This is a genomic window from Streptomyces sp. NPDC034086 (assembly GCF_055575515.1).
Genome location: NZ_JBVISM010000004.1, coordinates 153,014 through 169,388 on the forward strand (window position 1 = coordinate 153,014; position 16,375 = coordinate 169,388).

General features: G+C 74.6%; 10 protein-coding genes. 5 read left to right on the plus strand and 5 right to left on the minus strand.

Annotated elements, in window-relative coordinates:
* Positions 1-3 precede the first annotated feature (3 nt).
* Genes ACZ514_RS13540 through ACZ514_RS13550 form a run of 3 tightly spaced genes read right to left on the minus strand, consistent with a single transcriptional unit; the run spans position 4 to position 2,659 of the window.
* Entirely contained in the window at positions 4-1,044 is a 1,041-nt protein-coding gene (locus tag ACZ514_RS13540) for an ABC transporter substrate-binding protein (RefSeq protein WP_468165268.1), read from the minus strand.
* A 30-nt stretch (positions 1,045-1,074) separates the two neighbouring features.
* Entirely contained in the window at positions 1,075-1,647 is a 573-nt protein-coding gene (gene ssuE / locus ACZ514_RS13545; RefSeq protein WP_468165270.1) for an NADPH-dependent FMN reductase, read from the minus strand.
* A 34-nt stretch (positions 1,648-1,681) separates the two neighbouring features.
* A complete protein-coding gene (locus ACZ514_RS13550; protein WP_469124749.1) occupies positions 1,682-2,659 on the minus strand; it encodes a TauD/TfdA dioxygenase family protein in 978 nt (325 codons plus the stop codon).
* Between the two features lie 1,698 nt (positions 2,660-4,357).
* Here ACZ514_RS13550 and mutA point away from each other — a divergent pair.
* From mutA to meaB, 3 genes are read left to right on the plus strand one after another with little or no spacing between them, the layout of a single operon-like run.
* The gene (gene mutA / locus ACZ514_RS13555; RefSeq protein WP_469124750.1) at positions 4,358-6,223 is read left to right on the plus strand and encodes a methylmalonyl-CoA mutase small subunit; all 1,866 of its coding nucleotides are present in this window, start codon (positions 4,358-4,360) and stop codon (positions 6,221-6,223) included.
* Complete coding sequence (scpA, locus tag ACZ514_RS13560; RefSeq protein WP_469124751.1) at positions 6,220-8,421, plus strand: methylmalonyl-CoA mutase; 2,202 nt, start codon at positions 6,220-6,222, stop codon at positions 8,419-8,421. Before mutA ends, scpA begins: the two co-directional genes overlap by 4 nt.
* A 12-nt stretch (positions 8,422-8,433) precedes the next feature.
* Entirely contained in the window at positions 8,434-9,417 is a 984-nt protein-coding gene (gene meaB / locus ACZ514_RS13565) for a methylmalonyl Co-A mutase-associated GTPase MeaB (RefSeq protein ID WP_469124752.1), read from the plus strand.
* A gap of 35 nt (positions 9,418-9,452) precedes the next feature.
* On the opposite strand, the gene ACZ514_RS13570 is transcribed toward meaB, so the two are convergent.
* Together ACZ514_RS13570 and ACZ514_RS13575 are read right to left on the minus strand one after the other, a co-directional pair.
* Positions 9,453-12,737: an NACHT domain-containing protein gene (locus tag ACZ514_RS13570; protein ID WP_469124753.1), complete on the minus strand. Its 3,285-nt coding sequence runs from the start codon at positions 12,735-12,737 to the stop codon at positions 9,453-9,455.
* A gap of 74 nt (positions 12,738-12,811) precedes the next feature.
* Positions 12,812-13,813, minus strand: a complete 1,002-nt coding sequence (locus tag ACZ514_RS13575; RefSeq protein WP_468165284.1) for an asparaginase — start codon at positions 13,811-13,813, stop codon at positions 12,812-12,814.
* Between the two features lie 143 nt (positions 13,814-13,956).
* On the opposite strand from ACZ514_RS13575, the gene ACZ514_RS13580 reads away from it, so the two are divergent.
* Positions 13,957-14,406 (plus strand): Lrp/AsnC family transcriptional regulator, encoded by a 450-nt coding sequence (locus ACZ514_RS13580; RefSeq protein WP_468165286.1) that lies wholly within the window; start codon positions 13,957-13,959, stop codon positions 14,404-14,406.
* Between the two features lie 135 nt (positions 14,407-14,541).
* Positions 14,542-16,368, plus strand: a complete 1,827-nt coding sequence (locus tag ACZ514_RS13585) for an AfsR/SARP family transcriptional regulator (protein ID WP_469124754.1) — start codon at positions 14,542-14,544, stop codon at positions 16,366-16,368.
* The last annotated feature ends 7 nt before the right edge of the window (positions 16,369-16,375 follow it).

The following is a 16,375-nucleotide window of genomic DNA, read 5'->3' on the forward strand; positions in this document are numbered from 1 at the left end:
GGTTCAGCCCTTCCCGAGGCCGTTGAACTCGTTGGTGTAGAGGTCTGCCGCCTTGAGCCCGCCCGGCTTGATCTCGCCGCGCTTGCCGAGCCAGTCGAGCCAGAGCTGGAACTCCCCGTCCTCGATCCGGCCGTACTGCCCCGCCACCCCGTAGGAGCGCCAGAACCGCAGCGTCGAGGTGTCCTCGTTGCGGCCGCGCTTGCGGACGATCTCGGTCTGGCGGGCGATGACCTCCTCGCGCGGTGTGGTGCGCGACCACTCGATGGCCTTGCCGACCCCGGTGACGAAGGTGCGGACCGTGTCCGGGTTGTCCTTCACGAACTGCCTGGTCATCACGTACGAGCCGGCGCTGAACCTGCCGAGCAGGTCGTAGTCGCTGAACAGCGGCCGGATCCCGCCCGCCGCCAGGGCCTTGTCGCGCAGTACGCCGCTGAGCACGCCGACCTCGATCTGCTTCTGGCGCAGCACCTGCTCGGTGTTCACGGGCGGCACGACCAGGGCCTCCACCTTGGCGGCCTCGGCCTGGGAGACGCCGTTGCGGCTCAGGTAGATGTCGAGGAGCGCCTGGGAGTGCGCGCCCAGGGTGTTCATGCCGACCTTCTTGCCGAGCAGGTCCCGGGCGGAGCGGACCGGGCTGTCCTCCAGCACGTAGTAGCCGCTGTAGGCGTCCTGGTCGACGCCGTAGTAGGAGATGACGGAGGTGATCGGGGCCTTGCTCGCGGCGAGTTTGACGATGGCGCCGTTGAAGGCGCCGCCGAAGTGGATCTGGCCGGTGGCGGCGGACTGGATGTCCTGGGGGCCGCTGATGGTGTTGCCGACCCACTCCAGGGTGAGGCCCTCCAGGTAGCCGAGATCGGCGGCCAGCTCGGGGAGCGTGACGGCGCCGACGTTGCCCTGGTACTTGAGGGTGGTGACCTGGCCGCCGGAGCGGCGGCCGCCTCCGGTGGCGGTGGCCGTGCCGCAGCTCACCGCCGCCGCCGAGATGCCGAGCAGGGTGAGGAACTGGCGCCGGGAGCGGGTGGTCGTGGCGGGTGCTGCGGGCATGGCGGGGTCCTTGGGTGACGGGGCTGCTGGTTACGGGGTGGCGGTGAGGGCGGTGGCGGCGGCTTCGGCGGCGCGGCCGCGCAGGGCGTCCGCGAACTCGTCGACGGCCTGGAAGAGGTCCAGCTCCGCCTCGGGCCGCAGCCGGTCCGGGCCGGCTCCCCGTTCGACGGAGGAGTCCAGGACGAACCGCCCGGCGGTGACGTGCCGGGCCCCGAGGGCGGCGAGGACCGGGCGCAGGGCGTAGTCGAGGGTCAGTACGTGGGCGAGGCTGCCGCCGGTGGCGAGGGGCAGGACCGTCTTGCCGGCCAGGCCGTCCTGCGGGAGCAGGTCGAGGAAGGCCTTGAGGAGGCCGGTGTACGAGGCCTTGTAGACCGGGGTCGCGATGACCAGGCCGTCGGCCGCGGCGACGGCCTCCAGGGCGCGGCGGATCTCCGGCTCGCCGCGCCGGGCCGAGAGGAGGTCGGCGGCGGGGAGGGTGCGTACGGCGAGGCGGGCGGTCTCGAAGCCGGCGTGCGACAGGCGCCCCAGCACGTGGTCGGCGACGACGTCGGTACGGGAGTGGGCGGAGGGGCTGCCGGTGAGGGCGAGCAGTCTGGGCGGCACAGGGGGCTCCGTTCTGGTGGTCAGGCGGTGGTGGTCAGGCGGTGGTGGTGGAGGCGGTGGAGGGGGACGCGGTGGAGGCCGTGGAGGCGCCGGAGGCGATGCCGAAGGAGGGCGCCGGAACGGCTTCCGGGCGGATCAGGCGGGACGGCACCCCGTCGGGGCCGACCGGGACGTCGCCGTCGACGGTGACGCGGCGCAGGACGCGCTCGTGGTCGTCGGAGTCGTCGACGCCGTAGTGCTGGGTGGCGCGGTTGTCCCAGATGGCGACGTCACCGGCCCGCCACTGCCAGCGGACGGTGTTCTCGGGGCTCTCGACGTGGGCCTGGAAGAGGTCGAGGAGCGCGCGGCTGTCACGGCCGGTGAGCCCCTGGATCCGCTGGACGAAGTTGCCGAGGAGCAGGGTGCGTTCGCCGGTCTCGGGGTGGACGCGGACCACCGGGTGCTCGGTGAGGAAGGCGGTCGAGGTGAACACCTCGCGATACTGGGCGAGGGCCTCGGGAAGGCCGTCGGGCCGCAGGGCGGCGTAGTCGTACTCGTTGGAGTGGAGGGCGCGCAGGCCGTCGGCGAGGGCGCGCAGCGGCTCGGGAAGGTGGGAGTAGGCGGTGGCGGTGTTGGCCCAGAGGGTGTTGCCGCCGTACGGGGGCACGGTGACGGCGCGCAGGACGGAGAAGGCGGGGTAAGCCGGGACGAAGGTGACGTCGGTGTGCCACTGGTTGGCGCGGGCCCCGTGGTGGGAGTCGATGCCGAGGGCGTAGCGGCCGTCGGCGGACGGGACGGTGGGGTGCGCGACGGGCGTGCCGAGCAGCCGGGCGAAGGCCTCGTGACCGGCCTCGTCGAGGTGGTCCTGGCCGCGGAAGAAGACGACCTTGTGGGTGAGGAGGGCGGCGCGGATCTCCGCGACGGTTCCGGCGGCGAGCTCGCCGCCGAGGCGCACGCCGCCGATCTCGGCGCCGAGGCGGCCGCCGAGGCGGGTGACGGTGGTGGTGGTCGTGGGGGCGGTGGCGGTGGTCATGGGGGCTCCTCGGAGGTGTGGCGGGTGGCGGGGTCGTGCCGGCTCTGCCCGGAGGGAGCTGCCGGTGGCGCCCCGGGGAAGCGGAGGCGAGGGGGCGTGGGGGCGTGGGGGTACGGCGGTGGGCCCGCGGGGTCGCCGGGGCGGCCGGCCGGGCCGCGTCCGGCGTGTGGAGGGCGGGGCCGCGCGTCCCGGGGTCCGGTACCGCTGGGACCGGCTCCGGCGTTCGGGCCCTGGGGCCCACGGGCCTTCGGGCACGGCGGAGCGGGGCGGGCCGGCGGGCCGGCGGGGTACGGGGCGGCTTGGAGCCTCAGGCCCCGACGCGGGCCGGACAGCGGCCCGGACACGTGCCCGGCGCGGTACAGGGGCCGGGGGTGTGGAGCCGCGGAGCGAGGTGGTCGTTCGCGGTCATGGCTCGGAGCGTGTCAGGGGCCCCGCGGTGGGTCAATCCCCGCCGGAGGGCCCGGGGGGCGGCCGGTGAGCCGCGCTGACCTGGGGTTTCTCCACGCCGGGCGGCCGGAAACGGCTGGCTGGATTTCATGGCGCCGCAACGCCGCCGCCATGACCGTGGTCCGGTGGGGGGTCTGCGGGGCCGGGGCCGGTGGGTGGGTGCGGGGTGGCTGCCGCTGCGCGGGGCTGTCCCCTGCCCGCCCTTCCACCGTTCCCCGGGGCTTCGCCCCGGACCCCACGCCGGCGAGGCTGGAACGTGCGGACGGCCGGCCCCTCGCGCTGAGCGCCCGGCGGCGCCGGACGGCCAGCCGGCGGGCGGCCCCAAGCGACACACACGGGCGCAACCGCAACGCACCGTCCCGCACGCCCGCGACGGCGGCGGGCGCAACGCCGCCCGGATCCCGCCCGGCAGGCCCGGCGTGAGGCCGGAGAGCGCCCGGCACCGCCCCGCACCCCCGCGCGCCGGCGGGCGCACCCCGCTCCACACGCCCGTGATGGCGGCAGGTGCGACGCCGCCCGGACCCCGCTCCACACCCCCGCGGTGCCAGCCGGCGCACCCGCCCAGGGCCGCCCCACACGCCCGGGACGAGGCCGGAGAGCACACCCCGCCCCCCCGGTCCCCAGACGTCGCGACGCCGAGAGAGCCTCCCGCCCGGCGCCACCCCCCGCGCGCCTGCAAGGGCGGCGGGCGCGCGCGCCGTCCAGGCCCGCCAGCCCACCGGTGAGGCGGCGGGCACGCCCCGCCCTCGCTCCGCCCCACACGCCCGGCGCGAGGCCGGAGAGCACACCCCGCCCGGCCCCCGGTCCCCAGACGCCGGGACGCCGGGACGCCGGGACGCCGGGACGCCGGGACGCCGGGACGCCGGGACGCCGGGACGCCGGAAAGAGCCTCCCGCCCCGCACCACCCCGCGCGCCCGCAAGGGCAGGGGGGCGCGCCCCGCCCAGGCCCGCCCCGCACGCTCGCGAGGACGGGGCGGGCGCATGCTGCCCGGCGCCCGCCCCGTGGGCCCTCATCAGGGCGGCGGTGGTCCCGTCCCGGTCTGGGGCCCGGGCTTCGGTGGGGGCGGTCGGGGGCGCGGGTGGACCCCACTCGGGTCCGGGCCGACCCCGATCCGGATGCCGGGAACCCCTGACCGGCAGGGCGGCGGACCGGCCCGTACGCCGCCCGGCCAGGGCCGGCTCATCTGAGAGGGCGAGATCACATCCGATGGTTCTGGTACCGCCGAGTAGGCCCCCCTAGCATTCGAGCCATGACGGTCCTGCCTGACGACGGGCTCTCCCTGGCCGCCGATTTTCCTGACGCGACACATGAGCAGTGGCAACGCCTCGTCGAGGGCGTCCTGCGCAAGTCGGGCAAGGAAGTAACCGGCGAGGCAGCGGAAGCAGCACTGTCCACCACGCTCGAGGACGGGCTCATCACCCGCCCGCTGTACACGGCGCGCCCCGACGCGGACTGCCCCGACACCGGCTTTCCGGGGTTCGCGCCCTTCGTCCGGGGCGGTACTCCCCAGGGCAACAGCGCCTCGGGCTGGGACGTGCGCCAGCGCATCGCGGGCAGTGATCCGGTACGGGTCAACGAGGCGGCCCTCGCCGACCTCGAGAACGGCACGACCTCCCTGTGGCTGTCCGTCGGCCGCCACGGCATCCCGGTGGAGGGCCTGGGCCGGGCCCTGGACGGGGTCTACCTCGACCTCGCGCCGGTCGCCCTGGACGCGGGCGCCGAATACGCCGACGCCGCACGCGCGTTGCTCGCCCTGTTCGCGGAGCGCGGCACCGCCCCCGACGCCGCCCGCGCCTCGCTCGGCATCGACCCGCTGGGCCACGAGGCCCGCACCGGCGAGGCCCTGGACCCGGCCCCCGCCGCCGGGATCGCCCGTGAGGCGGCGGCTTCCTGGCCGGGCGTGCGCGCGCTGACCATCGACGCCCTGCCCTACCACGAGGCGGGCGGCTCGGCCGCCGAGGAGCTGGGGCTGTCCCTGGCCACCGGCGTGGCGTACCTCCGCGCCCTGACGGAGGCCGGGCTGAGCTCCGAAGCCGCCTTCGGGCAGCTGGAGTTCCGCTACGCGGCGACCGCCGACCAGTTCCTGACGATCGCCAAGCTGCGTGCGGCCCGGCGGCTGTGGGCCCGGATCGCCGAGGCCTGCGGCACGCCCGGAGCGGGCGCCCAGCGGCAGCACGCCGTCACCTCGCCGGTGATGATGACCCGCCGCGACCCGTGGGTGAACATGCTGCGGACCACCGTCGCCTGCATGGCGGCCGGAGTGGGCGGCGCGGACTCCGTCACCGTGCTCCCCTTCGACAGCGAGCTGGGTCTGCCGGACGCCTTCGCGCGCCGCATCGCCCGCAACACCTCGACCGTCCTGCTGGAGGAGTCGCACCTGGCCCGGGTGATCGACCCGGCGGGCGGCTCGTACTACGTGGAGCAGCTCACCGAGGAACTCGCCCACGCGGCCTGGGAGTTCTTCCAGACCGTCGAGCGGGCGGGCGGTCAGGCCGCCGCGCTGCGTTCCGGGCTGGTCGCCGAGCGCCTCGCGGCCACCTGGGCGGCCCGTTCCAGGAAGCTGGCCACCCGCCGCGAGCCGGTCACCGGCGTCAGCGAGTTCCCGCTGCTGTCGGAGAAGCCCCTGGTGCGCGAGCCCCTGCCGGCGGCACCGTCCGGCGGCCTGCCCCGGGTGCGGCGCGACGAGGCGTACGAGGCGCTGCGCGCCCGCAGCGACGCGCACCTGGAGGCCACCGGCAGCCGGCCGCGGATCTTCCTCGCCGCGCTGGGTCCGGCGTCCGCGCACACCGCGCGCGCCACGTTCGCCTCGAACCTCTTCCAGGCGGGCGGCGTCGAGCCGGTGCACGACCCGGTGTCCGTGGACGCGGGAAGCGCCGCCGAGGCGTACGCGGCGAGCGGCGCGGACGGTGTGGCGGTGCTGTGCTCCAGCGACGCGCTGTACGAGGAGCAGGCCGGGGCGGTGGCCGCCGCCCTGCGCGGGGCCGGCGCGACGACCGTGTTCCTCGCGGGCAGGCCCGGCACCTCGGCCGGCGCCGTGGACGAGTACGTCTTCGCCGGCTGCGACGCGGTCGCCGTGCTGTCCTCCGTACTCGACCGGATGGGAGTCGCGCAGTGAGCAGCATCCCCGATTTCTCCGAGCTCGCGCTCGGCGCGGCCCCGCACGGTGCCTCGGAGGACCAGTGGCGGGCGGCGGTGAAGGAGTCCACCGGGGCCGCCGCCGGCGACCTGCTGTGGGAGACCCCGGAGGGCATCGGCGTGCAGCCGCTGTACACCGGGCGCGACCTGGAGGGCCTGGACTTCCTGGGCACGTACCCGGGCATGGCCCCGTACCTGCGCGGCCCGTACCCGACGATGTACGTGAACCAGCCCTGGACGATCCGGCAGTACGCCGGTTTCTCCACGGCCGAGGAGTCCAACGCCTTCTACCGGCGCAACCTGGCGTCCGGGCAGAAGGGCCTGTCGGTGGCCTTCGACCTGCCGACGCACCGGGGTTACGACAGCGACCACCCGCGCGTGACGGGCGACGTCGGCATGGCGGGCGTGGCGATCGACTCGATCTACGACATGCGGCAGCTCTTCGACGGCATCCCGCTGGACAAGATGTCGGTGTCCATGACGATGAACGGCGCGGTGCTGCCGGTCCTCGCGCTCTACATCGTGGCGGCGGAGGAGCAGGGGGTCTCCCCCGACAAGCTCGCCGGGACCATCCAGAACGACATCCTCAAGGAGTTCATGGTCCGCAACACCTACATCTATCCGCCGAAGCCCTCGATGCGGATCATCTCGGACATCTTCTCCTTCACCTCGCAGAAGATGCCCCGCTACAACTCCATCTCGATCTCCGGGTACCACATCCAGGAGGCGGGGGCCACGGCCGACCTGGAGCTGGCGTACACCCTGGCGGACGGGGTGGAGTACCTGCGCGCGGGCCAGGGCGCCGGTCTGGACGTCGACGCGTTCGCGCCGCGCCTGTCCTTCTTCTGGGCGATCGGCATGAACTTCTTCATGGAGGTCGCGAAGCTGCGCGCCGCCCGCCTGCTGTGGGCGAAGCTGGTCCGGCAGTTCGACCCGAAGAACCCCAAGTCGCTGTCGCTGCGCACGCATTCGCAGACCTCCGGCTGGTCGCTGACCGCGCAGGACGTCTTCAACAACGTGACGCGTACGTGCATCGAGGCCATGGCGGCGACCCAGGGGCACACCCAGTCGCTGCACACCAACGCCCTCGACGAGGCCCTGGCGCTGCCGACGGACTTCTCGGCGCGCATCGCCCGCAACACCCAGCTGCTGCTCCAGCAGGAGTCGGGGACCTGCCGGTCGATCGACCCGTGGGGCGGCAGCGCGTACGTGGAGAAGCTGACGTACGACCTGGCGCGCCGGGCCTGGCAGCACATCCAGGAGGTGGAGGCGGCCGGCGGGATGGCGCAGGCCATCGACGCGGGCATTCCGAAGCTGCGCGTGGAGGAGGCCGCCGCCCGTACGCAGGCGCGGATCGACTCCGGCCGCCAGCCGGTGATCGGCGTGAACAAGTACCGGGTGGAGAACGACGAGCAGATCGACGTCCTCGTCGTCGACAACTCCTCGGTGCGCGCGCAGCAGATCGCCAAGCTGCGGCGGCTGCGCGAGGAGCGCGACGAGGCGCGTACGCAGGACGCCCTGCGCGCGCTGACGAACGCCGCCGAGCGCGGCGCCGGCCAGGGCCTGGAGGGCAACCTGCTCGCCCTGGCGGTGGACGCGGCGCGGGCCAAGGCGACCGTCGGTGAGATCTCGGACGCGCTCGAGAAGGTGTACGGGCGGCACGCGAGCCAGATCCGTACGATCTCGGGTGTGTACCGCACCGAAGCAGGCGAGTCCCCGTCCGTGGAGCGCACCCGTGCGCTCGTCGACCGGTTCGAGGAGGCGGAGGGCCGCCGTCCGCGCATCCTGGTCGCGAAGATGGGCCAGGACGGACACGACCGCGGCCAGAAGGTGATCGCGACGGCCTTCGCCGACCTGGGCTTCGACGTGGACGTCGGCCCGCTGTTCCAGACCCCCGCGGAGGTGGCCCGCCAGGCCGTCGAGGCGGACGTCCACGTGGTGGGCGTCTCGTCGCTGGCGGCCGGCCACCTGACCCTCGTACCGGCGCTGCGCGAGCAGCTGGCGGAGGAGGGGCGCGAGGACATCATGATCGTGGTCGGCGGGGTGATCCCGCCCGCCGACGTCCCGACGCTGCTGGAGATGGGCGCGACGGCGGTCTTCCCGCCGGGGACGGTCATCCCGGACGCGGCCCACGACCTGGTGACGCGGCTGGCCGCGGATCTGGGCCACGGGCTGTAGGCGGCGCCGGGTATGCCCCCGAAGATCGACATCGACGTGTACGTGAAGGGCGTGCTCGACGGGAGGCGCGCGCACGTCGCGCGCGCGATCACCCTGGTCGAGTCCACCCGGGCGGACCACCGCGCCCTGGCGCAGCGGCTGCTGACGGAGCTGCTGCCGCACGCGGGCAAGGCGCGCCGGATCGGCATCAGCGGGGTGCCGGGGGTGGGCAAGTCCACCTTCATCGACGCGTTCGGCTCGATGCTGACGGGCCTCGGGCACCGGGTGGCCGTCCTCGCGGTCGACCCGTCCTCGACCCGTACGGGCGGCTCCATCCTGGGGGACAAGACCCGGATGGAGCGGCTGGCCGTGGACCCGGCCGCGTTCGTGCGGCCCTCGCCGTCGGCGGGGACGCTGGGCGGGGTGGCCAGGGCCACGCGCGAGTCGATGATCGTCATGGAGGCGGCGGGCTACGACGTGGTCCTCGTGGAGACGGTCGGCGTCGGCCAGTCGGAGACCACGGTGGCCGGGATGGTGGACTCCTTCCTGCTGCTGTCCCTGGCCCGTACGGGCGACCAGTTGCAGGGCATCAAGAAGGGCGTCCTGGAGCTGGCCGACGTCCTCGCGGTGAACAAGGCGGACGGCCCGCACGAGCGCGACGCGAAGGCCGCCGCCCGGGAGCTGTCGGGCGCGCTGCGCCTGATGCACCCGGCGGACGCCGCGTGGACCCCGCCGGTGCTGACGTGCAGCGCGCGGGAGTCGGCGGGTCTGGACGAGGTGTGGAACCGCCTGGAGCAGCACCGGACGGTCCTGGAGACGGGCGGCCGGCTGGCGGCGAAGCGGGCGGCGCAGCAGGTGGAGTGGACCTGGTCGATGGTCCGCGAGGCCCTGCTGGAGCGGCTGCGGGCCGATCCCGCCGTGCGGGAGCTGGCTCCCGCCCTGGAGGCGGCCGTCCGGGAGGGCTCCGTCACGGCGACGTCGGCGGCGGACCGGATCCTGGGGGCGTTCGCGGGCTGACCGGGCCCGCGGGGCCGGGGGCCGGACCCCGCGGGTCACCCGTGGGACAGACGTCCCCAGCTCAGGGCCACGCCGGGCAGCAGTTCGGCACCGCGGAAGCGGTCGCGTTCCACGGTGACGTGCAGTTGCTTGAGCGTGGCCAGGTCCGCCAGCGGTCCGATGTCGACGGTTCCTTCCCCGGAGAAGTCGCCCAGGAGCCTGCACTCCTCCAGCCGGGGGAAGACGGTCGCCATCCGACGGAGGGCGGTCCGGAGGGACCCCGGACCGCCTCCGAGGAGGACCAGGCCGGTGACGTGCGGCAGGACCGCGTCCGCCGGGAGGGTGTCGACCGCCGCGGTGGACACGGTGAGGTGTCCGAGGGGCAGGGCCAGGATCTCGTGCCAGTCGGCCGCCGAGACCGGGCTGGAGGCGGCGTTGAGCAGCAGCTCCCGCAGCCCCGAGAACGTCCCGAGTCCGGTGAGCCCGCGCACGGGACCCACCTTGCCCGACACGTGGAGCACCCGCAGCGGGGCGCCCTTGGGCAGGTCCCCCGGGGACCAGCTCATGCCCTCGGGGCCTTCGATGGTCAGGGTGTCCAGCTCCCGCAGCTCCGAGACCGCGCTCATGTCGACGTCGGGCCGGGGGCTGGCGACTTCGAGGTGGGTGACCGGCATCCCGGCGAGCGCGGAAAGGTCCGTGAGCTGCGGGCAGGCGACGAGGGAAAGCGAACCCGGAGCGGTGTCCGCCCGCAGGAAGCCCACGTCGCGGACCTCGGCGCCTTGCAGCACGAGGTGAGCGGGCCGGTACCGGCCGAGGAATCGCGCCAGGGCTCCCGCGGACACGCGGCTGCGGACGTCCAGGCGCTCCGGGCGGAGTCCGAGGCGCTCCAGTTGCTCCAGCTGTTCGTCGGACCGGACGGTGTACAGGAGACCGGCGGGGTCCAGGCGGGCGACGACCTCGTCGGCGTAGTCGCGGCAGTCGTAGCGCGACCAGGCCCAGACCAGCTGGGAACGCACCGGGGTGAAGGGGTGCCGGGCGTACCGCGCCAGGAAGGGGACCGCGGCCGGCGAGGTCACGTGGGACGCCGCGATCACCACGTAGTACGCGTCCGTGGCGTCGAGTTCCGCCGGACCCGGGAGGAGGTCCAGGAGCAGCGGTCCGACCTCGGCCAGGGCGCGGGCCTCCTCCTCGCTCGTCGGCGGGACGAGAGTGGTGGTGCGGGCCTGTACCTCCGCGCGGACCTCCGGGGCGAGGTGGGTCGCGTGTTCGAGGCAGGCCGCCGCCAGCAGGTACACGCGGGCCCGGGTGCGCCGGTCGGCGGAGCGGTCGCCCAGGGCCAGCAGGTCCCTGAAGATCGCTACGCGTTCCCCGGGCCGGGCGAGGGAGACGGCCATGCGGATGACGTCCTCCCACTGGTCGTCGTCCGCGTGCTCGGTGAGCAGCCCGAAGTCCCCCTCCTCGACGGCGGCGCCGGCTCCGAGGAAGTCCTGGAAGGTGCGGTGGACGAAGTCGACCGTGCCGGGGGCGGGTTCGCGGAGCAGGCCGCTGCGCTGGAGGAAGTGTTCGAAGACGGCGGGCGCCTCCCCCAGGGCCGCCGCCTCCGGGACGGCGGGGAGGGCGCGGGCGATGATGTCCTCGGCCCGTGAACGGTCCATCTCCGTGCGGCCGTTCTTGATCAGCCAGTACGCGAGCCGCTGGAGCAGGTCGAGCTGCGGTTCCTCGCGGAGGTCCGGGACCCGCATGTCGCGCTCGCGGTCGCGGCGGCTCAGCAGCATGGAGAGCGCGGCCTCGTAGAGGTCCTTGCGGCCGTGCGGGAGGTAGCCGCGGCGGTCGCGGTGGAGGGCGCAGACCAGGCCGCACATCAGGGGGTTGGTGGCGAGCCGGCCGAGGTCGGGCTTGAGGCGGACGGCTGCGAGGAGCTGGGCCTCGTACGCCGCCAGTTCCTCGTCCTGGTCCGTGCCCTGGCGGGCGGCCGCGTGCCAGCGCCTGATGAAGGTGGTGGTCTCGGCGGGCCCCATCGCGGAGAGCGTCAGCTCGGTGAAACCCTCCTCGGCGAGCCAGTCCATGCCGACGGCGGAGGGGCGGGAGGTGACGAGCCAGCGGTTGTCGCCGTCGTACAGGTCCATGAGGTCGCGCAGCCAGGTACGGGTGCGGCCGCGCTCGCGGTCGGGGACCTCGTCGATGCCGTCGATGAGCACGAGGCCGCGGCCCGCGGCGAGCACGCGGTGCGCCCAGCCGTCGGGCTGGCTCCCGCCGAGCGGGCAGCCGGCGGCGGTGAGGAAGTCGCGGGGCTCGGGGAGCCGTTCGCCGTGGCGGGTCAGCGTGCGCAGGGGCAGCACGAAGGGGACCCGGTCCTCCAGGTACGCCATCTGCGGCGGCAGGTCCTGTCGGGCGGCGGACACGGCCAGCCACTGCACCAGGGTGGTCTTGCCGGAGCCGGCCTCGCCGCGCAGCAGGACCCTGGGACTGCGGGCGAGGGCCTCGTCCGCGCGCTGCGGGCCCTCGGCGAGCGCTCGGATGATCCACTCGGCCCGGGCCGAGTCGACGGGGCCGTCGATGGCGAACACGCCGGAAGGCGCGTCGTCTTCGGTATCCGGGTCCAGGTCGCCCGCCGGAACCGTCCGCAGCCCCAGCCGCGCCGTCACCTCCAGGCTCAGGTACGCCGCGTCCAGGGGCCAGCGCGCCGGGGAGTTGCCGAGGTCGATGCCGTAGATGGTGAGCTTCGCGTGCCGGCGCGCCACGTAGGGCAGGTACTCCTCCTCGAACGCCGCGTCCCGCGCCCCGGGCAGCGGGTCGCGGCGGATCAGTTCGTCCACCTTGGCGGTCAGCTCCGCGATGCCCCGGGTCTGCGTCACCAGGGCGTGGGCGACGAAGGTGGAGCGCTGGGTGAAGAAGTGCAGGATGTGCAGGCAGGCGGCTTCGAGGAGGCGTTCGTAGAAGTACGTGCCGTCCGCGCTCAGTTCCCGTTCGGGGCGGCCGGCGGCGCGGCGCAGTTCCCGGGCGAAGTCGGCGGCCCCCAGGCGGACCGCGTCCACGTCGCTGAGCGTGAGGTCGCCGAGGGCGTGCAGGGTGGCGGCCAGCGCGTCGGCCACCGCGTGCTCCTCGTCGGCGGCGACGGGGCGTTCGCCCGTACGCAGGGCCTGGCGGACCAGTTTCCCCGCCAAGGCCCGCACATCGGACTCCGTCAGGGAGCGCTTCTCGCCGGTGAAGGAGACGTATCCGGAGATCCGGACCGGCTTGTCGACGAGGCCCGCCCCGGGGCCTTCGGTGACGAAGAGCTTCTTGACGAGCGGGCCGATGACGGCCGAGGCCAGCCGGATGCCGATGTTCCCGGGCTCCATGTCCGCGTCCCCCCGCGACGTCGTGTCCGTTGCGGAGATCCTATGGGGCCCGGGGGCGGTGCGGCGACGGAACGCTACGCGTCGACGAGCACCGGGTCCGGCGTGCCGAGGGCGGCGCGCAGGGTGCGCGTCCGCGCGGCCGGGTCGGTGGCGGACAGGAGCGCGGCGAGGACCGCGATGCGGGCCTGGCCGGCGCGCAGGGTGCCGGTCGGGACGGCGCCGGCGGCGACGAGGTCGACGGCGCCGCCGTGCGTGTAGATCTCGGTGACGGGCCCGGCCGCGACCCGCGTGGTCAGGGCGACGAGGACGCCCCGGGCCACGGCGGCCCGTACGGCTTCGACGATCTCGGGGGTGGCGTTGCCCGCGCCGGTGCCGATGAGGACGATGCCCTGGGCGCCCGCCTCGACGGCGGCGTTCAGCAGCAGCGGGTCGCCGTCGGCGTGGTGCATCACCATGTCCACGCGCGGCGGCACCTCCGGCATGGCGGGCAGTGCGAGGGCGGCCGGGCGCTCGGGCCGGCGCAGCACGGCGACCTTGCCGAAGCCGATCTTGCCGAGGAGTTCCTTGGAGGGGTCGGCGAAGGCGTCCAGGGCCACGGCCTGGGTCTTCACGGTGCCGCGGGCGGCGTGCACCCGGCCGGCGAAGGTGATCAGGACGCCCAGCCCGCGTGTGGTAGCGGCGGTCAGGAGGGCGTCGTAGAGGTTGCCGGGGCCGTCGCCGTCGGCGGAGCCCATGGGGAGCTGCGAGCCGGTGAAGACGACGCTGCGCGCGTCGTGGTGGTGCAGGTCGACGAGGAAGGCCGACTCCTCGAGGGTGTCGGTGCCGTGGGTGACGACGACGCCGTCCACGCCCGGGTCGGCGAGGACCTCGTGGACGGTGCGCAGCAGGGTGAGCTGGTGGGCGGTGGTGAGGCGGGGGCTGTTCACGCTGAACAGGTCGACGACGTCGACGGTGACGCCCTCGGGCAGCGGTGCGGTGGCCATGACCTCGCGGCCGTCCGCTTCCGCGGCGAAGCCGGAGCCCTTCCACCGGCTGGCTATCGTCCCGCCGGTGCTGATGACGACGATGCGCCCCATGGCCACCCTTCCCTCACGTGTGGACCGACCCCCGGCCGGAGTCCGTACAGATTTTCTGAAGAGGGCAATGATAGTGAGATCTACGCGCAATGCGATTGCTTGTTCCGGCCCTTCTGCAACAAAATGCGAGTGATAATTGCGCCATGGACGCCATTGATCGTGAAATCTTGCGCGAGCTCCAGCGCGACGGCCGGCTCAGCAACCAGGAGCTGGCCCAGCGCGTCGGCCTGACCCCCTCGCCCTGTATGCGCCGGGTGCGCCAGCTGGAGCAGGACGGGGTGATCCAGGGGTACCGCGCGGTGATCGACCCCGAGGCGGTGGGCCGGGGTTTCGAGGTGCTGGTGTCGGTGGAGGTCCGCCGGGACCGGGACGCCGTGGAGGCCTTCGAGGCGGCGCTCCAGGACATCCCCGACGTGGTCGAGGCGTACCGCCTGTTCGGCAGTCCGGGCTGCCTGCTGCGCATCGCGGTCGCGGACCTGCGCGCGTACGAACGGCTGTGGATCGAGCGGCTGACGGCGCTCTCCGGGGTCACCGAGGTCAACTCCCAGATCATCATGAAGCGCGTCAAGGGTCCCACCGGCCTGCCCGTCTGAGCCGGCGGCGCCCGCCCCCCACCTGCGGATATCGCCCCTCCCCCGGAGGCGCGCGACGAGCGATAACCCGCCAATAAGGCCCCCGCATAGCTTCTGGAATCCAGAACGGACGCTCACACCAGAAGGGGGTGCCGCATGGACTTCCGGCTGCTCGGGCCGATCGAGGCCAAACGGGGAGGCGGCGCTACGATCCCGCTCTCCGGTTCGAAGGTGCACACGGTGCTCGCCGCGCTGCTGCTGTCCGAGGGGCGCGTGGTCTCCGATGCCCGGCTCAGCGCGCTCCTGTGGGGCTGGGACCCGCCGGCGACGGCGAGCGCGCAGATCTACACGTACATGTCGAGGCTGCGCAAGCACCTCGGCGAGGAGATCGAGATCGTCCGGCGCCAGCCCGGCTACGTCCTGCGGGCGCCCGGCGCGTGGATCGACCTGACCGAATTCACCCGGCTCGACCGGCTGGGCCGCGAGGCCCTCGCCGAGCGGCGGTTCGAGGAGGCCGGGTCACTGCTGCGCGACGCGCTGGACCTGTGGCGGGGCACCGCGCTGGCCAACGCGACGGAGCAGATGATCGAGACGGAGCTGCCCCCGCTGGAAGAGGCGCGGATGATCGCGCTGGAGAGCCGGATCGAGGCCGACCTGGCCGTCGGCCGGCACGAGCAGGTGACCGCCGAGCTGACCGGGCTGGTCGCCGAGCACCCCGTACGGGAACGGCTGCGCGCCCAGCTGATGACGGCCCTGTACCGCTGCGGGCGGCAGGCCGACGCCCTGCACACCTACTACGAGGGGCGCGCGGTCCTCGCCGACCAGCTGGGCGTGGACCCGGGCGAGGCCCTGGGCTCCACCTACCAGGCGGTGCTCGGCGGCGGCCTGGGCCTGGCCTCGGCGGCCCCCGCCGCTGCCGCCGGTGACGGCGCTCCGGCCGCCGCGCCCGCAGGGCGGGCCGCGCCGTCGACGCTGCCGGCCCCCTACGGGGAGTTCACCGGCCGCCGGACCGAACGGGCCGCGCTGCGCGAGCGGCTCACCCGGGAGGACGGGCGTCCGCGCCGGCTGCTGATCACCGGCATGGCCGGGGTGGGCAAGACCGCGCTCGCGGTGCGTGCGGCCCAGGACTGCGCCGCACGGTTCCCCGACGGGCAGCTGTACGTGGAGCTCTGCCACCCGGACGGCGTCCCGAAGGAGCCCGCCGAGGTCCTGGTGCGGCTGCTGCGCGCCCTCGGGGAGCCGCCGCCGGCCGGCGCCGCGCAGGACCTGGAGGAGCTGGTGCGGCTGTACCGGACCCGGACCTCGGGCGCCCGGCTGCTGCTGGTGCTGGACGGCGCGGTCGGCGACCGGCAGGTGGCCCCGCTGCTGCCGGGCGGCCCCGAGGCGGCGGTGCTGATCACCAGTCAGGCCCGGCTGGCCCGGGTGGCGGGCGCGGACACCGTCGCGCTGGCCCCGGTCGACGACGAGGAGGCGCTGGAACTGCTGGCCTCGCTGGTCGGCCGGGACCGGCTCGAGGCGGACCCGGACGCGGCCGACGACCTGGTGGCGTACTGCGCCGGGTTGCCGCTGGCCCTCTCCGTGACCGGGGCCCGGCTCGCCTCGCGGCCGCACTGGCCGGTGGCCCGGCTGGCGGCCCGGCTCGCCGATCCGGACGGCCGGCTGGGCGAGCTGGCGTACGGGGACGTGAGCGTGCGCGAGGCACTGGTGCACTGCGTGCGCCGGGTGGGCGGCGCCGAGCTGGCCACGCTGACCGGACTCGCCGACTGGGACGGGGAGCCCTTCTCCGCCCAGTACGCGGCACTGGTGCTGGGCTCGGCGGAGGAGGAGGCGGAGTCGGCCCTGGACGCCCTGGTGGACCGCGCCCTGATGGAGCTGTCCGGGCTGGACGCCCAGGGCAGGCCGCTGTACCGGTGCAACGACCTGGTGCGGCTGCTGGCGGCCTCGCTGACGACGCGGGACGCCTTCCCCTCCGCGGTGCGGTGAGCGTGCG

Excerpts from the sequence above, each read along its gene's own strand:
- ACZ514_RS13580 (WP_468165286.1), top strand. The coding sequence starts at position 13,957 with ATGGACGCCATTGATCGTGAAATCTTGCGCGAGCTCCAGCGCGACGGC.
- ACZ514_RS13540 (WP_468165268.1), bottom strand. The coding sequence starts at position 1,044 with ATGCCCGCAGCACCCGCCACGACCACCCGCTCCCGGCGCCAGTTCCTC.
- ACZ514_RS13550 (WP_469124749.1), bottom strand. The coding sequence starts at position 2,659 with ATGACCACCGCCACCGCCCCCACGACCACCACCACCGTCACCCGCCTC.
- mutA (WP_469124750.1), top strand. The coding sequence starts at position 4,358 with ATGACGGTCCTGCCTGACGACGGGCTCTCCCTGGCCGCCGATTTTCCT.
- ACZ514_RS13575 (WP_468165284.1), bottom strand. The coding sequence starts at position 13,813 with ATGGGGCGCATCGTCGTCATCAGCACCGGCGGGACGATAGCCAGCCGG.
- meaB (WP_469124752.1), top strand. The coding sequence starts at position 8,434 with ATGCCCCCGAAGATCGACATCGACGTGTACGTGAAGGGCGTGCTCGAC.
- ACZ514_RS13570 (WP_469124753.1), bottom strand. The coding sequence starts at position 12,737 with ATGGAGCCCGGGAACATCGGCATCCGGCTGGCCTCGGCCGTCATCGGC.
- ACZ514_RS13585 (WP_469124754.1), top strand. The coding sequence starts at position 14,542 with ATGGACTTCCGGCTGCTCGGGCCGATCGAGGCCAAACGGGGAGGCGGC.